Source organism: Mangrovimonas spongiae, assembly GCF_003944795.1.
Lineage (GTDB): Bacteria > Bacteroidota > Bacteroidia > Flavobacteriales > Flavobacteriaceae > Mangrovimonas > Mangrovimonas spongiae.
Genome location: NZ_RWBG01000001.1, coordinates 832,928 through 848,399 on the forward strand (window position 1 = coordinate 832,928; position 15,472 = coordinate 848,399).

Consider the following 15,472-nt stretch of genomic DNA (forward strand, 5'->3'; position numbering starts at 1 on the left):
ACTAAATTTTCCTGCTTATTGTTAAACCGTCCCTAATGGGTAATAATACAGTTTCTACTCTTGCATCTTCTTTTAAAAGCTTGTTGTATTCGATAAGCGCAGGCGTAGAGGTGTCTTCTTTTTTAAATGTTGAATGCAGAACCTTGCCGCTCCAAAGGACGTTGTCCGATAAAATAATGCCGCCAGGGTTTAATTTATCCATAATAATCTTGAAGTAGTTGGCATAATTTTCTTTATCGGCATCAATAAACACCAAGTCAAAAGTTGTATTTAATTCAGGAATAATATTTAAGGCATTACCTAAATGTTGATGAATTTGATGGCCTCGTACAGATTTATCAAAATATTTTCGTTGAAAATCGACAAGCTCTTCGTTAACATCAATAGTATGCAGTGCCCCTTCTTTTTGCATGCCTTCTAAAAGACATAAAGCAGAGTAGCCTGTGTAGGTGCCAATTTCTAGAATCGTTTTTGGATTAACTATTTTTGAAATCATACTCAATACACGACCTTGATAATGTCCGCTCAACATACGTGGTTGCAGGATTTTTTGATAGGTTTCTCTATGTAGTTCCTGCAAAAGTTGTGGCTCGTTCTCAGAATGTGCCACTACATAATCGTCTAATTCCTCTGGAAAAAAGTGCATTACCCTAAAATTTTGTTTACTAGATCTTGTTTGCCTTTGTCATCATCACCATAAAGCCATTGTAATACGTTATCTTCCCACATGGCGTCTTTCTCGGTTTCAGTTATAATGTCGCGTTCTATGGCTAAATCTAAAATTTTTCCAGGGTAAGACGATTGCGGCAAACTTTCCATTTCACCTAATGGGTACGGATCATCTAAACCAATTAAAACTTGTTTAGAGCCTTGATTCTTTATAAGCAAGTCTAAAGAATTAGTGTCGTGGACTAAAGTGTCAAAAAAGATGTTTTTATGGCCAACAGCCTTTCTTGGGTGCACTTTGCCTTCAAACAAATCGTGGCGCCCATCAAACCCTTGAATACGTCTTCCTAGGTTAATTTGTGCTAATTGACCACCGTGAGCAAAACATACACGCATGTTAGGGTATTTTTCGTAATACCCATTTAAGGTTAAAAAGTGATACGCATCGGCGCATTGTGCTAGCATCCAAATTAAATGAAAGCGCCAAGCCGTGTTTTCCAATTTAATGAACTTTTCGCCATCATAGGGGTGAATTTCAACAGCTAAGTTATACTTGTCTGCTAGTTCAAAAATAGGCTCGTTTTCTTCGTCAAAAATGCAACGCCATGTACCAATAGTGTCCATGTAATGTGTTGGTAAACATAATAAACGCATGCCTAACTCTTCAACACAGCGCTCTATTTCCCAACACGCACCACGTACAAACCCAGGATGGACAACAAACCCACAGGTAAACTTCCCTGGGTTTTCAGCTTGAATACGACCGTTAAAATCATTCTGAAAACGCAAGGCTTGTTTCATTTCTTCCAAACGCAAACCATTACCATAAAGCTGCGATAAGTTTAAAACCACTGCATGGTCAATCTTAAAACGCTCCATCCAAGCGAGTTTTTCATTCAAAAAGAAACTAGAATCCGTGATGGGTCTATTCCAATCTTTTTGAAGCATAAATTTTCGGTCTTTATCAACCCAGAAAATCCCTTTATCCTTCATAAATTGAGGGATTTCCTCTGGATAAGGTAATAAATGCGAATGACCATTTATACGTAATTTGCGCTTTTCCATATAAGTTATTACTAGCTTTTAGATCTTATCTAAGATTAAACCTTAATGCATTAATATTTTAATTTAATAGAGTTTACTACTCACTACTTCTTAGGTGGCTGCATAACGTGACCACAAGACGTGCAAGTGCGTTTTTCTTCGTTACTGTAATATTTATCAAAAATCACAGGCATATCGGTTTCTATATTATCCAACGGAAATTCCTCACGATACAACAGCTCATTGCAATTCTCACAATACCACTCTAAGGCATCGTTTACTCCATCTGGGCGTGGATATTCTATTACTAAACCAACAGTGTCTGCTTGACGTTGTGGAGAATGTGGGACTTTAGGAGGTAGTAAATAAATATCCCCTTCCTTAATATGAACATCTTCGGGTTTGCCGTTGTTCATAATTTTAAGCACCATATCGCCTTCCAGCTGATAGAAAAACTCCGGTGTTTCGTTGTAATGATAATCTTTTCGGCTATTTGGGCCGCCAACAACCATAACAATATAATCACCATTTGGCCAAACACATTTGTTGCCAACAGGCGGTTTTAATAAATGGCGATTTTCATCAATCCATTCTTTAAAATTCAAAGGGGTTACTAAATTGCTCATAAACTACATGTTTTTTGGGCGTGTCCCTTTCGGGTCGGGCTTTTCGCGCTACACGGTAGCTCGCTTCAATCCCTCACGCAGATTTTGTTATAAAGTTACAAAGATTTTGTTCGTCCACCATCAACAGGAAGGTTAATTCCGTTAATGTAACTGGCGCGCTCGCTTGCTAAAAAAGTAATGGCATCGGCCAATTCTTCAGGTTTAGCAAAACGTTTTGCTGGAACGGCTTGTTTCATCGCGTTAGCAGCCTCATCTTTGGTTTTTCCAGTCTTAGCCGATTTGTTTTTTATAATTTCCGTTAAACGTTCGGTTCCTGTGGCTCCAGGCAATACATTATTCACTGTTATACCAAACTGTCCCAATTCGTTAGCTAAAGTTTTACTCCAATTGGCCACAGCACCACGAATGGTATTACTTACACCAAGACCGTCTAAAGGTTGTTTAACCGAAGTGGAAATGACATTAACAATACGTCCGTAGCCTTCATCTTTCATAAAAGGGACTAGTGTTTGCGCTAAAACATGATTACATTTTAAATGTTGTGTGAAGGCATTTTGGAACTCCTCTAATTTAGCATTAAAAATTGGTCCACCAGCAGGTCCACCGGTGTTGTTAACCAAAATATGAAACCCGTGGTTGTTGGCAATAAAGTCTGCAACTTTTTGTTGTAAGTCTTCTGGATTAGAAAAATCGGCTACAATGTAGCTGTGGTTTTCAGGGTGAGGTAATTCTGTTAAAACAGCTTTTAGTTTGTCTTCGTTTCTTGCTATAAGGGTTACGTTTGTACCTTCACTGGCCAAAGCTATTGCTGTCGCTTTTCCTATACCTGCAGTACTCCCGCAAACCAAAGCGTATTTATTGTTTAAGTTTAAATTCATATTATTTAGATATAAGGTTCAAGAATTAAGAGCCAAGATTCAGAACATTTCTTTTTTGTCTTGGTTGTTTGCTTTAATAATCTTGATTCTTTTTATTTAATATTTTATACACACATTTTTAGGTTCGGTAAAAAAGCGTAAAGCCTCAAAACCACCTTCACGACCAACGCCAGAGGCTTTCATTCCACCAAAAGGTGTTCGTAAATCGCGCATTAACCATGTGTTTACCCAAACAATACCAGCTTGTATTTGGTGGCTCATACGCATGGTGCGTTTTAAATCGTTTGTCCATAATGTGGCTGATAACCCATATTTTACTTTATTGGCCATTTGTAGCACATCGTCTTCAGTTTTAAACGGCATTATGGTAACCACTGGGCCAAAAATTTCTTCCTGGTTTACGCGACACTCATCTGTTGGAACTTCAATAACGGTTGGTTCTAAATAATAGCCGTTTTCAAAACCTGTTACGGTAACCTGGTTTCCGCCACATAATATTTTGCCGTTTTCTTCTTTGGCAATTTTTATATAATCCATTACTTTTTCTAGGTGCGGTTTTGATACCAAAGCACCAATATTAGTATCGTTTTTAGATGGATGACCAACTTTGAGTTGCTTTACTTTTTTAACAAAATCGGTTTTGAACTTCTCATAGATGGAAGCTTCCACAAAAATACGACTGCCACATAAACAAATTTGACCTTGATTGGCGAACGATGATTTTACGGTTGTTTTCAGCATATCGTCATAATCGCAATCTGCAAAAATGATGTTAGGATTTTTGCCGCCTAATTCCAAAGACAGTTTTTTAAACATTGGCGCAGCAGTTCTAGCAATATGAGCTCCTGTTGCCGTTCCACCAGTAAACGAAATGGCTTTAATATCTGGGTGTTCAATTATGGCTTGTCCTGTCGAGGTTCCTAAACCATGAACAATGTTTAAAACGCCTTTTGGTAGCCCCGCTTCGTTACAGATCTCACCTAATAAGTAAGCCGTCATTGGCGTGACTTCGCTTGGTTTGGCAACAACACAGTTTCCTGCCGCTATGGCTGGAGCAATCTTCCAAGTAAATAAATAGAGTGGAAGATTCCAAGGTGAGATACAACCAACCACACCAATGGATTGACGTAAGGTGTAGTTTATGGCGTTCATACCAACGCTTTCGTGACTCTCACTAGCAAACTGTGTAATGGCATTGGCAAAAAAACGAAAGTTACTTGACGCACGTGGAATATCGATAGCTTTGGCTAAACTAATAGGTTTGCCATTGTCTTGACTTTCGGCTTTGGCTAATTTGTCGAGGTTGGCTTCAATGCCTTCAGAAATTTTAAGTAAAATACGACTGCGTTCTTCCAAAGTAGTTCGCGACCAACTAGGAAAAGCTGATTTTGCAGCAATGTAAGCATTTTCAACATCCGCTTTTGAAGAGTTGGGAATTTGTCCATATATGTCGCCATTGGCAGGACAAAAATTATCTATCCATTCGTTTGAAGATGGATTGTGAAAATTGCCATTAATGTAGTTTTTTATGTTCATATTTTTAGATGATAGAACCAAGAGACAGGAGCCAAGACAACTTGGTCTGATGTCTTGCTTCTTATGTCTTTATTCTTGCTTCTTGTAAGCCATTACTTTTATTTCTACCAACAAATCGGGATGCGGTAATTGATGAACAGCAACTGTTGTTCTTGTTGGGCCAGTAGCTTTCTCAAAAAATTCAGCGTAAGCTTTGTTGTAGCCGGCAAAGTCGTTCATGTTGACTAAAAAAGTAGTAACATCTACAACATCTTTTAGACTAGCACCAACCGTTTGCAGGTTTTTGTCGATATTTTTTAAAACTTCTCTGGTTTGTACTTCAATATCTAGTACTTTAGTATTCATTTCGTCAATCAACTCCACACCAGCAATAGTATTGTCTGCTCTACGTGAACTCGTTCCCGATACGAAAATGAAATCCCCTACAACTTTTACGTGTGGATAAGCGCCTCGTGGAGTTACTTTAGTTCCTGCAGAGGCAGAAGTATCATTTTTTTTATTGCTCATATTTTTTCTTTTATTCTGTTCATTTTGTCTTGATACAAAACGAACCAAAAAATCATATCAAAATAAGGAAATTGCTGAAAAAGCATCATTCGCTTTCAAAATTACGTGCTTAAAGCTTCGCTTTGCAGCTACATTTTTTCGCTCATTATTTCTGAATTTTGATGTTCAATTCTTCAATTGATTTATATTTCTCATTTCTCATTTCTCATTTCTCACTTCCCACTACTTCAACCCAGCGATTCTGTCATCCTCAAGGATGTTTTCGGTTTCGATTGTCACTTTCTCTAAATTAGATTTTAAGTCGTCGTTTATGTTTAAGGTGCCATCAGCTAACATATTTAAAATAGCCTTGTCTTGAGCGCGACCACGAAGCATAGCATCACGATAGCCAATATTTTCATTAAAGGTTACCAAGGAATATTTTGATGAATATTCATTTGGAAAGTCCTTTTCAAAAGCCATTTCAAGGTTTCGTTTTTCCCTAAAATTAGGGTGGTTAACATGACCTTTCATTTCGTAGAAATTGTCAATTGCTAAATCGGCAATGGCGTCAGTGTCTTTCTTTCTATTGGCTTCGTAAGTTTTAAAAATGGTTTCCCAATCTTGATGGCCTTCATCTAACACTTTATCAAACTCGGTAACATCTTCAAACGAGGCATTCATGCCTTGGCCATAAAAAGGTACAATGGCGTGAGCGGCATCGCCCATTAATAAGGTATTACCTTTGTAATGCCAAGGTGAACATTTTACAGTGCCTAATGGTGATGTTGGGTTTTCAAAGAAATCTTCTACTAAGTTAGGCATTAGCTCTAAGGCGTCTTTAAAGTATTTTTCAAAGAATTCCAACACCCGTTCTTTAGTCGTTAAATTGTTAAAATTGTATTCGCCTTCATCAAAACTTAAAAACAGTGTAACCGTAAAACTACCGTCTAAATTAGGTAGTGCGATAAGCATAAATGCTTCGCGTCCCCAAATATGAAGGGCGTTTTTAAAGGTTTTGTAACTGCCGTTTTCTCCAGGGAGAATACTAAGTTCTTTATAACCGTGAGATAACCAGTCCTGCGAAAAGCTAAAGAGGAACTTTTTGCCTAAATAATAACTTTTACGAAGTGCAGAACCAGCTCCATCTGTGGCAAAAATAACGTCGGCGTCTTCTATAAATTCCTTTTTAGTGTCGTAGTCTTTGAAAAGTGCTGTGGTTTTTTCAAAATCAACTGACAGGCATTTTTTATTGAAATGAATGTTGACGTTATCGTGCTTTTCGGCTTCGGTGAGTAATAATTCGTTTAAACCACCACGAGAGATAGAGTTGATATATTCGTTTTCACGACCGCTGTATGGCGCTAAAACGGTGTTGCCTTCTACATCGTGAAGCATTCGTCCTTTCATTGGAATACAAAGTGGCATGACTTTATCTAAAATGCCAACCAGATTCATAGCTTTAATACCACGATCTGAAAATGCTAAGTTTATGGATCGACCAGCACTAATATCTACTTTTCGCATATCTGGACGTTTTTCCATAACGGTTACATTGTAGCCGCGTTGCCCTAAGCGTAAGGCTAGGAGAGAACCACAAAGTCCTGCACCAATAATAAGTATGTTCTGTTGTTTAGTCATTTAATATTTCTTTCAAGCGTTCAACCATTTTATATACATCTTCATAACTGTTATAAAGCGGAACAGGCGCACAACGAATGACATCGGGTTCACGCCAATCGGCAATAACACCAGAGGCCGTGAGTTTATCAAATAAAGCTTTGTCGGCATTTTTAACTTGAATAGACAATTGGCAACCACGTTCTTCTGGGTTTTCTGGTGTGATAATACGGATAGTGTCTTCGCCTAATTGTTTTAGTAGATATTCAAAATATCCCGTTAATTTTCTAGATTTTTTGGTTAGAGCTTCCATACCGACTTCGCCAAAAATATCTAAAGAGGCTCTGATAGCAGCTAACGATAAAATAGGTGGGTTGCTTAATTGCCAACCTTCGGCACCTGGAAGGACATCAAATTCGTGACGCATATTAAAACGTGTTTGCTTGTTGTGGCTCCACCAACCTGTAAAACGGTTTAAAGTTTTGTCGTGAGCGTGACGTTCGTGAACAAAGGCACCAGCTAAACTTCCTGGTCCAGAGTTTAAGTATTTGTACGAACACCAAACGGCAAAATCGGCTCCAGAATCGTGAAGGTTTAACTGTACGTTTCCAGCACCGTGAGCACAATCAAAACCAACGATACAACCGTGTTTATGACCTAGGTTTGTAATGCGTTTCATGTCAAAAAATTGCCCTGTGTAGTAATTGGTGTTTCCAACCATAATTAGTGCAATTTCATCACCTTGTTGTTCTAAAATGGCTTCAAGGTCTTCGTAGTGGTATAGTTCTTCATTTTTTCTAGGTTTCCAAAGAATAAGCCCTTCGTTATCGTCAAATCCGTGGTGACGTAATTGGGATTCTACGGCATATTTATCAGATGGAAACGCATCGGCTTCAATAACAATTTTATAGCGCTTGGGTGTAGGTTTATAAAACGATACCATCATAAAATGAAGGTTGGCCGTAAGGGTATTCATTGTAACGACTTCAATAGGTTTGGCACCAACTACTTTAGCCATGTTTTCGGTAAGAAATTCGTGATAAGGTAACCACGGGTTTTTGGCTTCGGTATGGCCTTCTACACCCAAATTTGCCCAATCGTCTAGTTCTTGATCGATATAGTCTTTGGTGGCTTTTGGTTGTAAGCCTAAAGAATTTCCACAGAGATAAACTAGCTCATTTCCATTGTTGTCTTTTGGAATATGAAACTTACTGCGGTACGCCTTTAACGGATCGTTTTGGTCCATTTCTTTAGCGAAATCAAGACCTGTTTTATAGTTCAATGTGCGGTGTTTTTTTGAATTTTCCCAAATGTACAAATTATAACAAAAGAAAAGAAACGGTAAATGGTTGATAATTTCTGATGGAATTTTTTTCTATATTTAATAAAAATAAAATTATGGATAAGACAAAAGAATATTCAAACGGAGAAGTTACTATTGTTTGGGCGTCTGAAAAATGTATTCATTCAGCCATTTGTGTTAAAGGGTTGCCGAGTGTTTTTCAACCAAAAGAACGTCCTTGGATAAAAATTGATGCCGCTTCTACAGAGGAATTAGTAGATCAAGTAAAGAAATGTCCTTCTGGTGCATTAAGTTTTTTTATGAATGGAAATAACGACAAGACAAAACAGGCTCTAGAAACTAAAGTTGAGGTTCTAGAAAACGGACCGCTTTTAGTTTATGGAACATTGAAAGTCACGGATAAAGATGGCCAAGAAGAAACTAAAAATAAAACGACTGCTTTTTGTAGGTGTGGCGCCTCTAATAATAAGCCTTATTGTGATGGAACTCACGTTAAAAACAATTTTAAAGGGTAGGTAAAATGGCAGATAGCGTTAAACAAGCTAATTATTTTAAGACTAATCAAGCCACCTGGAACGAGAAGGTGAAAGTTCACGCCGAAAGCGATATGTATAATTTAAAAGCTTTTAAGAAGGGTAAGACGTCTTTAATGCCTTATGAATTAGATGCACTAGGTGATGTTTCAGGGAAACGTTTATTGCATTTGCAGTGTCATTTTGGCCAAGATACGTTAAGTTGGAGTAGGAAAGGCGCCAAATGTATTGGCGTGGATTTGAGTGATGAAGGTATTACGTTGGCAAAAAAGCTTAATGACGAATTACAATTAGATGCCGAATTTGTGTGTTGTAATGTGTTGGATACATCAAAGTATTTAGATGCTGAGTTTGACATTGTTTTTACCAGCTATGGCGTGATAGGTTGGTTGCCCAATTTGAAACCTTGGGGTAAAATGATTGCCGAACGCTTAACTTCTGGAGGCGTTTTTTATATGGTCGAGTTTCATCCTATTGTCTGGATGTTTGATTATTTAGGTGAAACGCCAACTTTAAAATATGGCTATATGCAGGATGATGTGATTTATGAAGAATATGAAGGTACTTATGCTAATGCTAACTCAAAAATAATAAGTAAAGAATACGGTTGGAATCATGGATTAAGCGAAGTGGTTAATGCATTAACCGAAGCAGGTTTGCATGTAGATTATTTAAATGAATATGATGAAAGTCCTTATAATGTGCTTCCAGATTTGATTAAAACCCAATCTGAAATGTATGTTACTAAAGACAAATTATATCCTTTGATTTTTGATATAAAAGCAACGAAACCTTAGTTTTTGTTTAGGTCTTTAATAACATCATTTACCTCTTTTTTTACCAACAACGGGCAGGTTTTGTATAATTTATCTAAGCGCTTGTTAGATACATTTCTTACATACGGATGATTAGGATTCCTAGCTTCAAAGTTTTGGTGGTATGCTTCGGCTTCCCAGAATTTTTGGAACGGCATAATTTCGGCGGCAATATTACTACCTATTTTTTTGGCCCATTTAGATTTTTTGGCTTCAGCAATTTGTTTTTGTTCCTCATTTTGGTAAAAAATAATGGAACGATATTGCGATCCCCAATCTGGTCCTTGACCATTTATTTGGGTTGGGTCTTGCGTGCTAAAATAAACTTCGACTAAATCTGAAAAACTCACCACATTGGGGTCGTAAATGACTTCTACGGCTTCGGCGTGACCAGTGCGTCCTGTATTACTTGAGTTGTATGTTGGATTTTCTGTATGACCGCCAGAATAACCTGAAATAGCATCATCTACACCAATAACGCTTTGGTAAATGGCCTCAACACACCAAAAGCAACCACTAGCAAAGTAGGCTTTTGTTTTACCATCTTGTAACGGAACCTCTATAGGTTTTGTGTTTGCCATAGCTTGTTGTTTTTTATTGTTTTGGGCGTTGTTGTTGCAACTAAATAAAAGCGTGAAAATGATTAAGGAAGCAGCTTGTTTCATAATATCTTTTTTAAGTAGTCGAAACAAAAGAGAGAACCTTATAATAACAAGATATTTTTTTATAAAAAAAAAGCCCTTGCATGAGCAAGAGCTTATAGTTTATAATGTGAAATTATGACTTATAGCTTAGCAAAAAGCTTGTCCATTTTTTCTTTTTCTTCTTCGGCTAATTGTGCGTCTACTAAGATACGTCCACTATGCTCATCGGTAATAATGCGTTTTCTTGTTGCAATTTCCATTTGAATTTGTGGTGGAATAGTAAAGAAAGATCCACCAGAAGCTCCTCTTTCAATAGGTACAACCGCTAAACCATTTTTTACATTTGTTCGTATTCTTGTGTAAGCTTTTACAAGTCTTTCTTCGATGTTTTTCTTGTAATCCTCAGATTTATCGATTAAAGCTTTTTCTTCTTTTTCGGTTTCAGCTAAAATGGCATCTAATTCACCTTTTTTGTGTTTTAGATGTTTTTGACGCTCTTTAAGCTTGTCTTTAGTTTCAGAAATGACTTCTTTCTTTTGTTCGATTTGCGCCTTAAACTCTTTAATGTTCTTTTCAGCTAATTGAATTTCTAGTTCTTGGAATTCAACCTCTTTAGTAAGCGAGTTATGTTCTCTGTTATTTCTAACATTTTTTTGTTGCTCACTGTACTTTTTAATTAGTGCTTTAGATTCTTCAATTAAGTTTTTCTTGTCACTAATTTGATTGTTGATAGACTCTAAGCTAGAGTCTAATTTCTCTAACCTTGTGTTAAGACCTTCGACTTCGTCTTCTAAATCACGAACTTCTAGAGGAAGTTCCCCACGAACATTTCTTATTTCATCAATGCGAGAGTCGATTAGTTGCAAATCGTAAAGAGCTCTTAAACGCTCTTCTACAGTTAGTTCTTTCTTTTTTGCCATACTTTAAAAATAATTTACCGGATTGGTATTGGTCTTTGATAAAACGACTGCAAAATTAGTAATTTTTTTTGTAAGATAGGCAGTTAGAAGGTTTTTTGTGAACTGTTCGCTTTCAAAATGGCCTATATCGGCTAAAAGAATCTGGTTGTTTGCCGAAAAAAAGTCATGATATTTTAAATCGGCTGTAATATAAGCATCTGCTTTTTGTGCTTTGGCAGCGTTAATAGCAAAGCTCCCTGAGCCGCCTAATACAGCTACTTTTTTTATAGGTTTGCCTAAAAAAGCACTATGTCTTATGCACTCGGTTTTCATGTTTGTTTTTACAAAATCTAGAAAATTGCTTTCAGACATTTCTTTTTTTAATTCGCCTATCATACCTATACCAATTTCTTGGTTTTTATTGTCTAATGTTACAATGTCGTAAGCCACTTCTTCGTAAGAATGTGAATTAAATAGAGCTTTTAGGATTTGATTTTGTTTGTGTTTTTCGAAAATAACAGTTATTTGGGTTTCGGCTTCGGTATGTGTTTCATTTTTGTTTCCAATGGTTGGATTAGCGTTGTCATTTCCCATAAATGTACCATAGCCTTCTATATTAAAACTGCAATTGCTATAATTGCCTATGCTTCCTGCGCCAGCTGCAAAAAGCGCATTTCTAACTTTTGAAATTTCGGCATTTGGAACAAATGTGGTTAGTTTTTTTATAGTGCTTTTTTGCGGGATTAAGATTTGCTTGTTTGTAAGACCAAGCTTTTCGCTTATCATGTGATTGACTCCTAACAAAGCGTTATCTAATGCAGTGTGAATAGCATAAATGGCAATGTTGTTTTTTATGGCTTTTAATACGGTTCTTTCTACATAGTCTTTGCCTGTTAAACTTTTTAGACCTTTAAAAATAATGGGGTGGAAGCTTACAATTAAATTACAATTGTTTTCAATGGCTTCCTCAACAACATCTTCAAGTGTGTCTAGTGTAACTAAAACGCCTGTTAGGGGTTTGGTTTTATCGCCTACTAATAATCCAACGTTATCAAAATCTTCGGCATAATTAAGTGGGGCTAATTCTTCTAAATAATTAATGACATCTTGAATAATCATAAAGTTTTAGGTTTGGATTTAAAAACAAATATAAAATATTTACTTTCGTTACTATGAAATTACTACGCATACTTCTGTTTCCTATTGTGCCCATTTATTATTTGGTGACTTGGTTTAGAAATTTGTTTTACGATTTAGGTTGGAAGACATCCACTTCTTTTTCATTTCCTGTGATTTGTGTAGGCAATTTAAGTACAGGAGGAACCGGGAAAACCCCTATGATAGAGTATTTAGTAAGCTTGTTAAAGCAAGATTACGAGCTAGCTACTTTAAGTAGAGGTTATGGTAGAAAAACCAAAGGTTTTAGGTTGGCTGGTAAGGAAGATACAGCTGAAACTTTAGGCGATGAACCTTTTCAGTTTTATAATAAATTTAAAGAATTTATTAGTGTTGCTGTAGATAGTAATCGTGTTCGCGGTATAAACGAATTGCTTTCGTTGCAACATCCAGATGTTGTTTTATTAGACGATGCGTTTCAACATAGAAAGGTAAAAGCAGGATTAAATATTTTGTTAACTACTTATAACGATTTATATATTAATGATTTTGTCTTGCCAACAGGAAATTTGCGTGAGCCTAAAACAGGAGCAAAACGGGCCGATATAATTGTTGTGACTAAATGTCCTGATAATCTTTTAGAAGAAGAGCGAAGGCGTATTGTGGGTATGTTACAACCAAAAGCACATCAACAGGTGTTTTTTAGTTATATAACTTACTCTAAACACGTTTTTACAGAAGTGAATAAGCTACCTCTAGCTGAGTTAAAACCGTTTACTTTGGTAACTGGAATAGCCAACCCTAAGCCGCTTTTAAACGTTCTTAATGAAAAAGGATTACATTTTAATCACATGCAGTTTAAAGATCACCATGCTTTTAGTGACAAGGATATTACAAAGATTACAACAAATAATAAGGTAATTGTTACTACCGAAAAAGATTATATGCGATTGTTGGAATTTAAGGCGCTAAAAAGTAAATTGTTTTATTTGCCTATTGAAATAGGTTTTTATGATACAGCTAATTTTAACAAAGTTATTAAGTCCTTTATTAAGGCGTTTTAATTAGCTAGTTTTTTGTTGAGGCTCTCCCATTAGGGCATTAAAAAGTTTTTTCTCAAAGTCTTCTTGCTTAAAAGGCTTAGAGATAATATCATCAAAGCCAGCTTCATCAAATTCATGCATTTTGTCTTCAAGGGTTACGGCTGTTAGAGCAAAAATGGTAATTTCTTTGTTAAACCCACGTATTATTTTTGTGGCTTCAAGTCCGCTAATTCCTGGCATGTGAATATCCATTAACACGACATCGTATGCTTTGTCTTTAACACTTTCAACAGCGGCTTCACCATGATCAACAACATCACATTTAAGTTTCATTTTGTTAAGGATTTTCTTAGTAATCATTTGGTTGATTTTGTTATCCTCAACAACAAGAATATTAATGTTTTCTAGATCAATCTCGCTAATGTCATTAAAATAGCTTTTCTTTTCTTCAACAACTTCTTCTTTTTCGGTATACTTTAATGGAATTTCAAAAATAAAATTAGAGCCTTTGCCTAGTTCACTTTCTAGGTATATTTTACCTTTTAAAATTTTAACTAATCCTTTTACAATGGAAAGTCCTAAGCCGGTTCCGCCATATTTTCTGTTAATTTGAATAGAGCCTTGCGAGAAGCTATCAAACAATTGTTCTTGTTTCTCTTTACTTATACCAATACCGTTGTCTTTTATTTCAAATCTTAGATTAAAAATTTCGCTGTCTTGGCTTAGTTTACTCACTTTAACCCAAATATCACCATCTTTAGTAAACTTAATAGAGTTTCCTACTAGGTTTATTAATATTTGCGAAATCTTAATTTGATCGGCAACAAAGTTTTCTGGTAAGTTTTCTTCATATTCAAAATGAAGTTTGGTATTGTTATCGTTCGCCGAGTTTTTTAATGCCGCAATAACATTGGTAATCTTTTTCTTTAAGTTAAAAGGTTCGGGTTCAATATCAACTTTATTGGCTTCAATTTTATTAATTTGAAGGATATCGTTTATAAAAGTTAATAAGTAATCTCCAGAGAATTTTAAAGATTTTAAATGCTGAATTTGTTCTGGTTTTGGGTTTTCCTCTAACAGCATATTGGTTAAACCTGTTACAGCATAAAGCGGTGTTCTTAACTCGTGTGTTACGGTAGATAAGAAGTTGGCTTTGGTTTTTGAGGCTAGTTCTGCTTTTTCTTTAGAGACAATAAGCTCACTGTTTTTCTTGTGAAGCATATTGTTGGTTTTTAACCTAATATTGTTGTTTTTGTATAATGATAGAGTAAGTAGCGATAAAATGGTAATTAACGCAATACTTAAAATGGTTGTTAGCTTGCTTAAATCGTTTGCAGCTTTTTGCTCTTCTAAGTCGGCCGATTGTTCTTTTTGATATTCGGTTTGATTATCTGTTAATAATTGAATACGCTTTTCGTTGGATAGATTATTACGTTTAACTTCTAATAGCGAATCGGAGATGGATACATATTTCTTTAAAAAGCTATTGGCTTTTTTGTATTCGCCATTTAGTTGATGTAAATCGCTTAAAATTAAATACCCGTCGTTTAAAACATTCACAAAATTATTGTTTTTTGCAATGGAGAGCCCTTCGCTAGCTTCAGAAAGCGCATCGTTTTTAAGGTTGAGTTTATAAAGCGCATACCCTAAATTTATTTTGGCACTACTTAATACTTTGTCTAATTCATACCTATTAGCAAGAACAACAGATTTTTGTAATTTCGATTTGGCTTCGGAATATTCCTCTAAAGCTATATGTGTTTTTCCTTCATTAAGTAATACTTCGGCGACATAATTATTTAAGTTAGCTTGTTCGAATAAAGAATGGGACGAGGTGTAATATTCTAAGGCTTTATTGAATTCTTTTTTAGAATAGTAAACGTTTCCTAAAATTTTATAGGTTTCGGCCAAGTTAGTTTCATCTTTAGCCAAACGCTGAATTTTATTAGCTTTAATAAGTGATTTTATAGCTTCGTTAGGTTCTTCTGTTATAAATTGAAGTTTGCCAATTTTAGAATATATAATACCTAAGCTTTTTTTGTTATCTATCTTTTGAGCAAGTTTTAAAGCTTCGTCTAATTCATTCTTCGCTTGAAAATAATTATGACTTTCAATATCAAATTGGGCTTGATTTATTCTATAGTCAATATTGTTTTGAATGGTTTCTGGATCATCACCAACAGTTTCTTGTGCGAATGCGCCAAAACTCATTAAAATAATAAGAAGCGTATAAGTATGTTTTAAAATTTGGGACATATTCATA

15 protein-coding genes are annotated in these 15,472 nt (G+C 35.8%); 3 read left to right on the top strand and 12 right to left on the bottom strand.

Features of this window, described 5'->3' with window-relative positions; genetic code table 11:
- Position 1: 1 nt before the first annotated feature.
- The 8 genes from EJA19_RS03805 to kynU form a co-directional block, all read right to left on the bottom strand.
- Positions 2-646, bottom strand: coding sequence for an O-methyltransferase (locus tag EJA19_RS03805; RefSeq protein WP_125467003.1), 645 nt, complete (start codon positions 644-646; stop codon positions 2-4).
- Positions 646-1,731: an amidohydrolase family protein gene (locus tag EJA19_RS03810; protein ID WP_125467004.1), complete on the bottom strand. Its 1,086-nt coding sequence runs from the start codon at positions 1,729-1,731 to the stop codon at positions 646-648. Before EJA19_RS03810 ends, EJA19_RS03805 begins: the two co-directional genes overlap by 1 nt.
- A gap of 83 nt (positions 1,732-1,814) precedes the next feature.
- Positions 1,815-2,336 (bottom strand): 3-hydroxyanthranilate 3,4-dioxygenase, encoded by a 522-nt coding sequence (locus EJA19_RS03815; protein WP_125467005.1) that lies wholly within the window; start codon positions 2,334-2,336, stop codon positions 1,815-1,817.
- Between the two features lie 95 nt (positions 2,337-2,431).
- The gene (locus tag EJA19_RS03820; protein ID WP_125467006.1) at positions 2,432-3,214 is read right to left on the bottom strand and encodes an SDR family oxidoreductase; all 783 of its coding nucleotides are present in this window, start codon (positions 3,212-3,214) and stop codon (positions 2,432-2,434) included.
- Between the two features lie 96 nt (positions 3,215-3,310).
- On the bottom strand, positions 3,311-4,750 hold the full coding sequence (locus EJA19_RS03825) for an aldehyde dehydrogenase (RefSeq protein ID WP_125467007.1): 1,440 nt from the start codon (positions 4,748-4,750) through the stop codon (positions 3,311-3,313).
- Between the two features lie 69 nt (positions 4,751-4,819).
- Positions 4,820-5,257, bottom strand: a complete 438-nt coding sequence (locus tag EJA19_RS03830; RefSeq protein ID WP_125467008.1) for a RidA family protein — start codon at positions 5,255-5,257, stop codon at positions 4,820-4,822.
- A gap of 222 nt (positions 5,258-5,479) precedes the next feature.
- The gene (locus EJA19_RS03835) at positions 5,480-6,877 is read right to left on the bottom strand and encodes an FAD-dependent oxidoreductase (protein ID WP_125467009.1); all 1,398 of its coding nucleotides are present in this window, start codon (positions 6,875-6,877) and stop codon (positions 5,480-5,482) included.
- Complete coding sequence (kynU, locus tag EJA19_RS03840; RefSeq protein ID WP_125467140.1) at positions 6,870-8,102, bottom strand: kynureninase; 1,233 nt, start codon at positions 8,100-8,102, stop codon at positions 6,870-6,872. The genes EJA19_RS03835 and kynU overlap by 8 nt, the downstream gene beginning before the upstream one ends.
- 152 nt (positions 8,103-8,254) lie before the next feature.
- On the opposite strand from kynU, the gene EJA19_RS03845 reads away from it, so the two are divergent.
- On the top strand, positions 8,255-8,674 hold the full coding sequence (locus EJA19_RS03845; protein ID WP_125467010.1) for a (4Fe-4S)-binding protein: 420 nt from the start codon (positions 8,255-8,257) through the stop codon (positions 8,672-8,674).
- Positions 8,675-8,679: 5 nt separating this feature from the next.
- Complete coding sequence (locus EJA19_RS03850; RefSeq protein WP_125467011.1) at positions 8,680-9,489, top strand: class I SAM-dependent methyltransferase; 810 nt, start codon at positions 8,680-8,682, stop codon at positions 9,487-9,489.
- Here the strand turns inward: EJA19_RS03850 and msrA are convergent.
- The 3 genes from msrA to EJA19_RS03865 all read right to left on the bottom strand — a co-directional run bounded on the left by msrA (position 9,486) and on the right by EJA19_RS03865 (position 12,169).
- The gene (gene msrA / locus EJA19_RS03855; protein ID WP_125467012.1) at positions 9,486-10,172 is read right to left on the bottom strand and encodes a peptide-methionine (S)-S-oxide reductase MsrA; all 687 of its coding nucleotides are present in this window, start codon (positions 10,170-10,172) and stop codon (positions 9,486-9,488) included. The two genes, EJA19_RS03850 and msrA, sit on opposite strands and share 4 nt — an antisense overlap.
- 119 nt (positions 10,173-10,291) lie before the next feature.
- Entirely contained in the window at positions 10,292-11,071 is a 780-nt protein-coding gene (locus tag EJA19_RS03860) for a zinc ribbon domain-containing protein (protein WP_125467013.1), read from the bottom strand.
- 3 nt (positions 11,072-11,074) lie between these two features.
- Positions 11,075-12,169 (bottom strand): Nif3-like dinuclear metal center hexameric protein, encoded by a 1,095-nt coding sequence (locus EJA19_RS03865; RefSeq protein ID WP_125467014.1) that lies wholly within the window; start codon positions 12,167-12,169, stop codon positions 11,075-11,077.
- Positions 12,170-12,222: 53 nt separating this feature from the next.
- On the opposite strand from EJA19_RS03865, the gene lpxK reads away from it, so the two are divergent.
- A complete protein-coding gene (lpxK, locus tag EJA19_RS03870) occupies positions 12,223-13,230 on the top strand; it encodes a tetraacyldisaccharide 4'-kinase (RefSeq protein ID WP_125467015.1) in 1,008 nt (335 codons plus the stop codon).
- Here lpxK and EJA19_RS03875 read toward each other — a convergent pair whose 3' ends face one another.
- Positions 13,231-15,465, bottom strand: coding sequence for an ATP-binding protein (locus EJA19_RS03875; protein WP_125467016.1), 2,235 nt, complete (start codon positions 15,463-15,465; stop codon positions 13,231-13,233). It abuts the gene before it with no gap.
- Positions 15,466-15,472 lie beyond the last annotated feature (7 nt).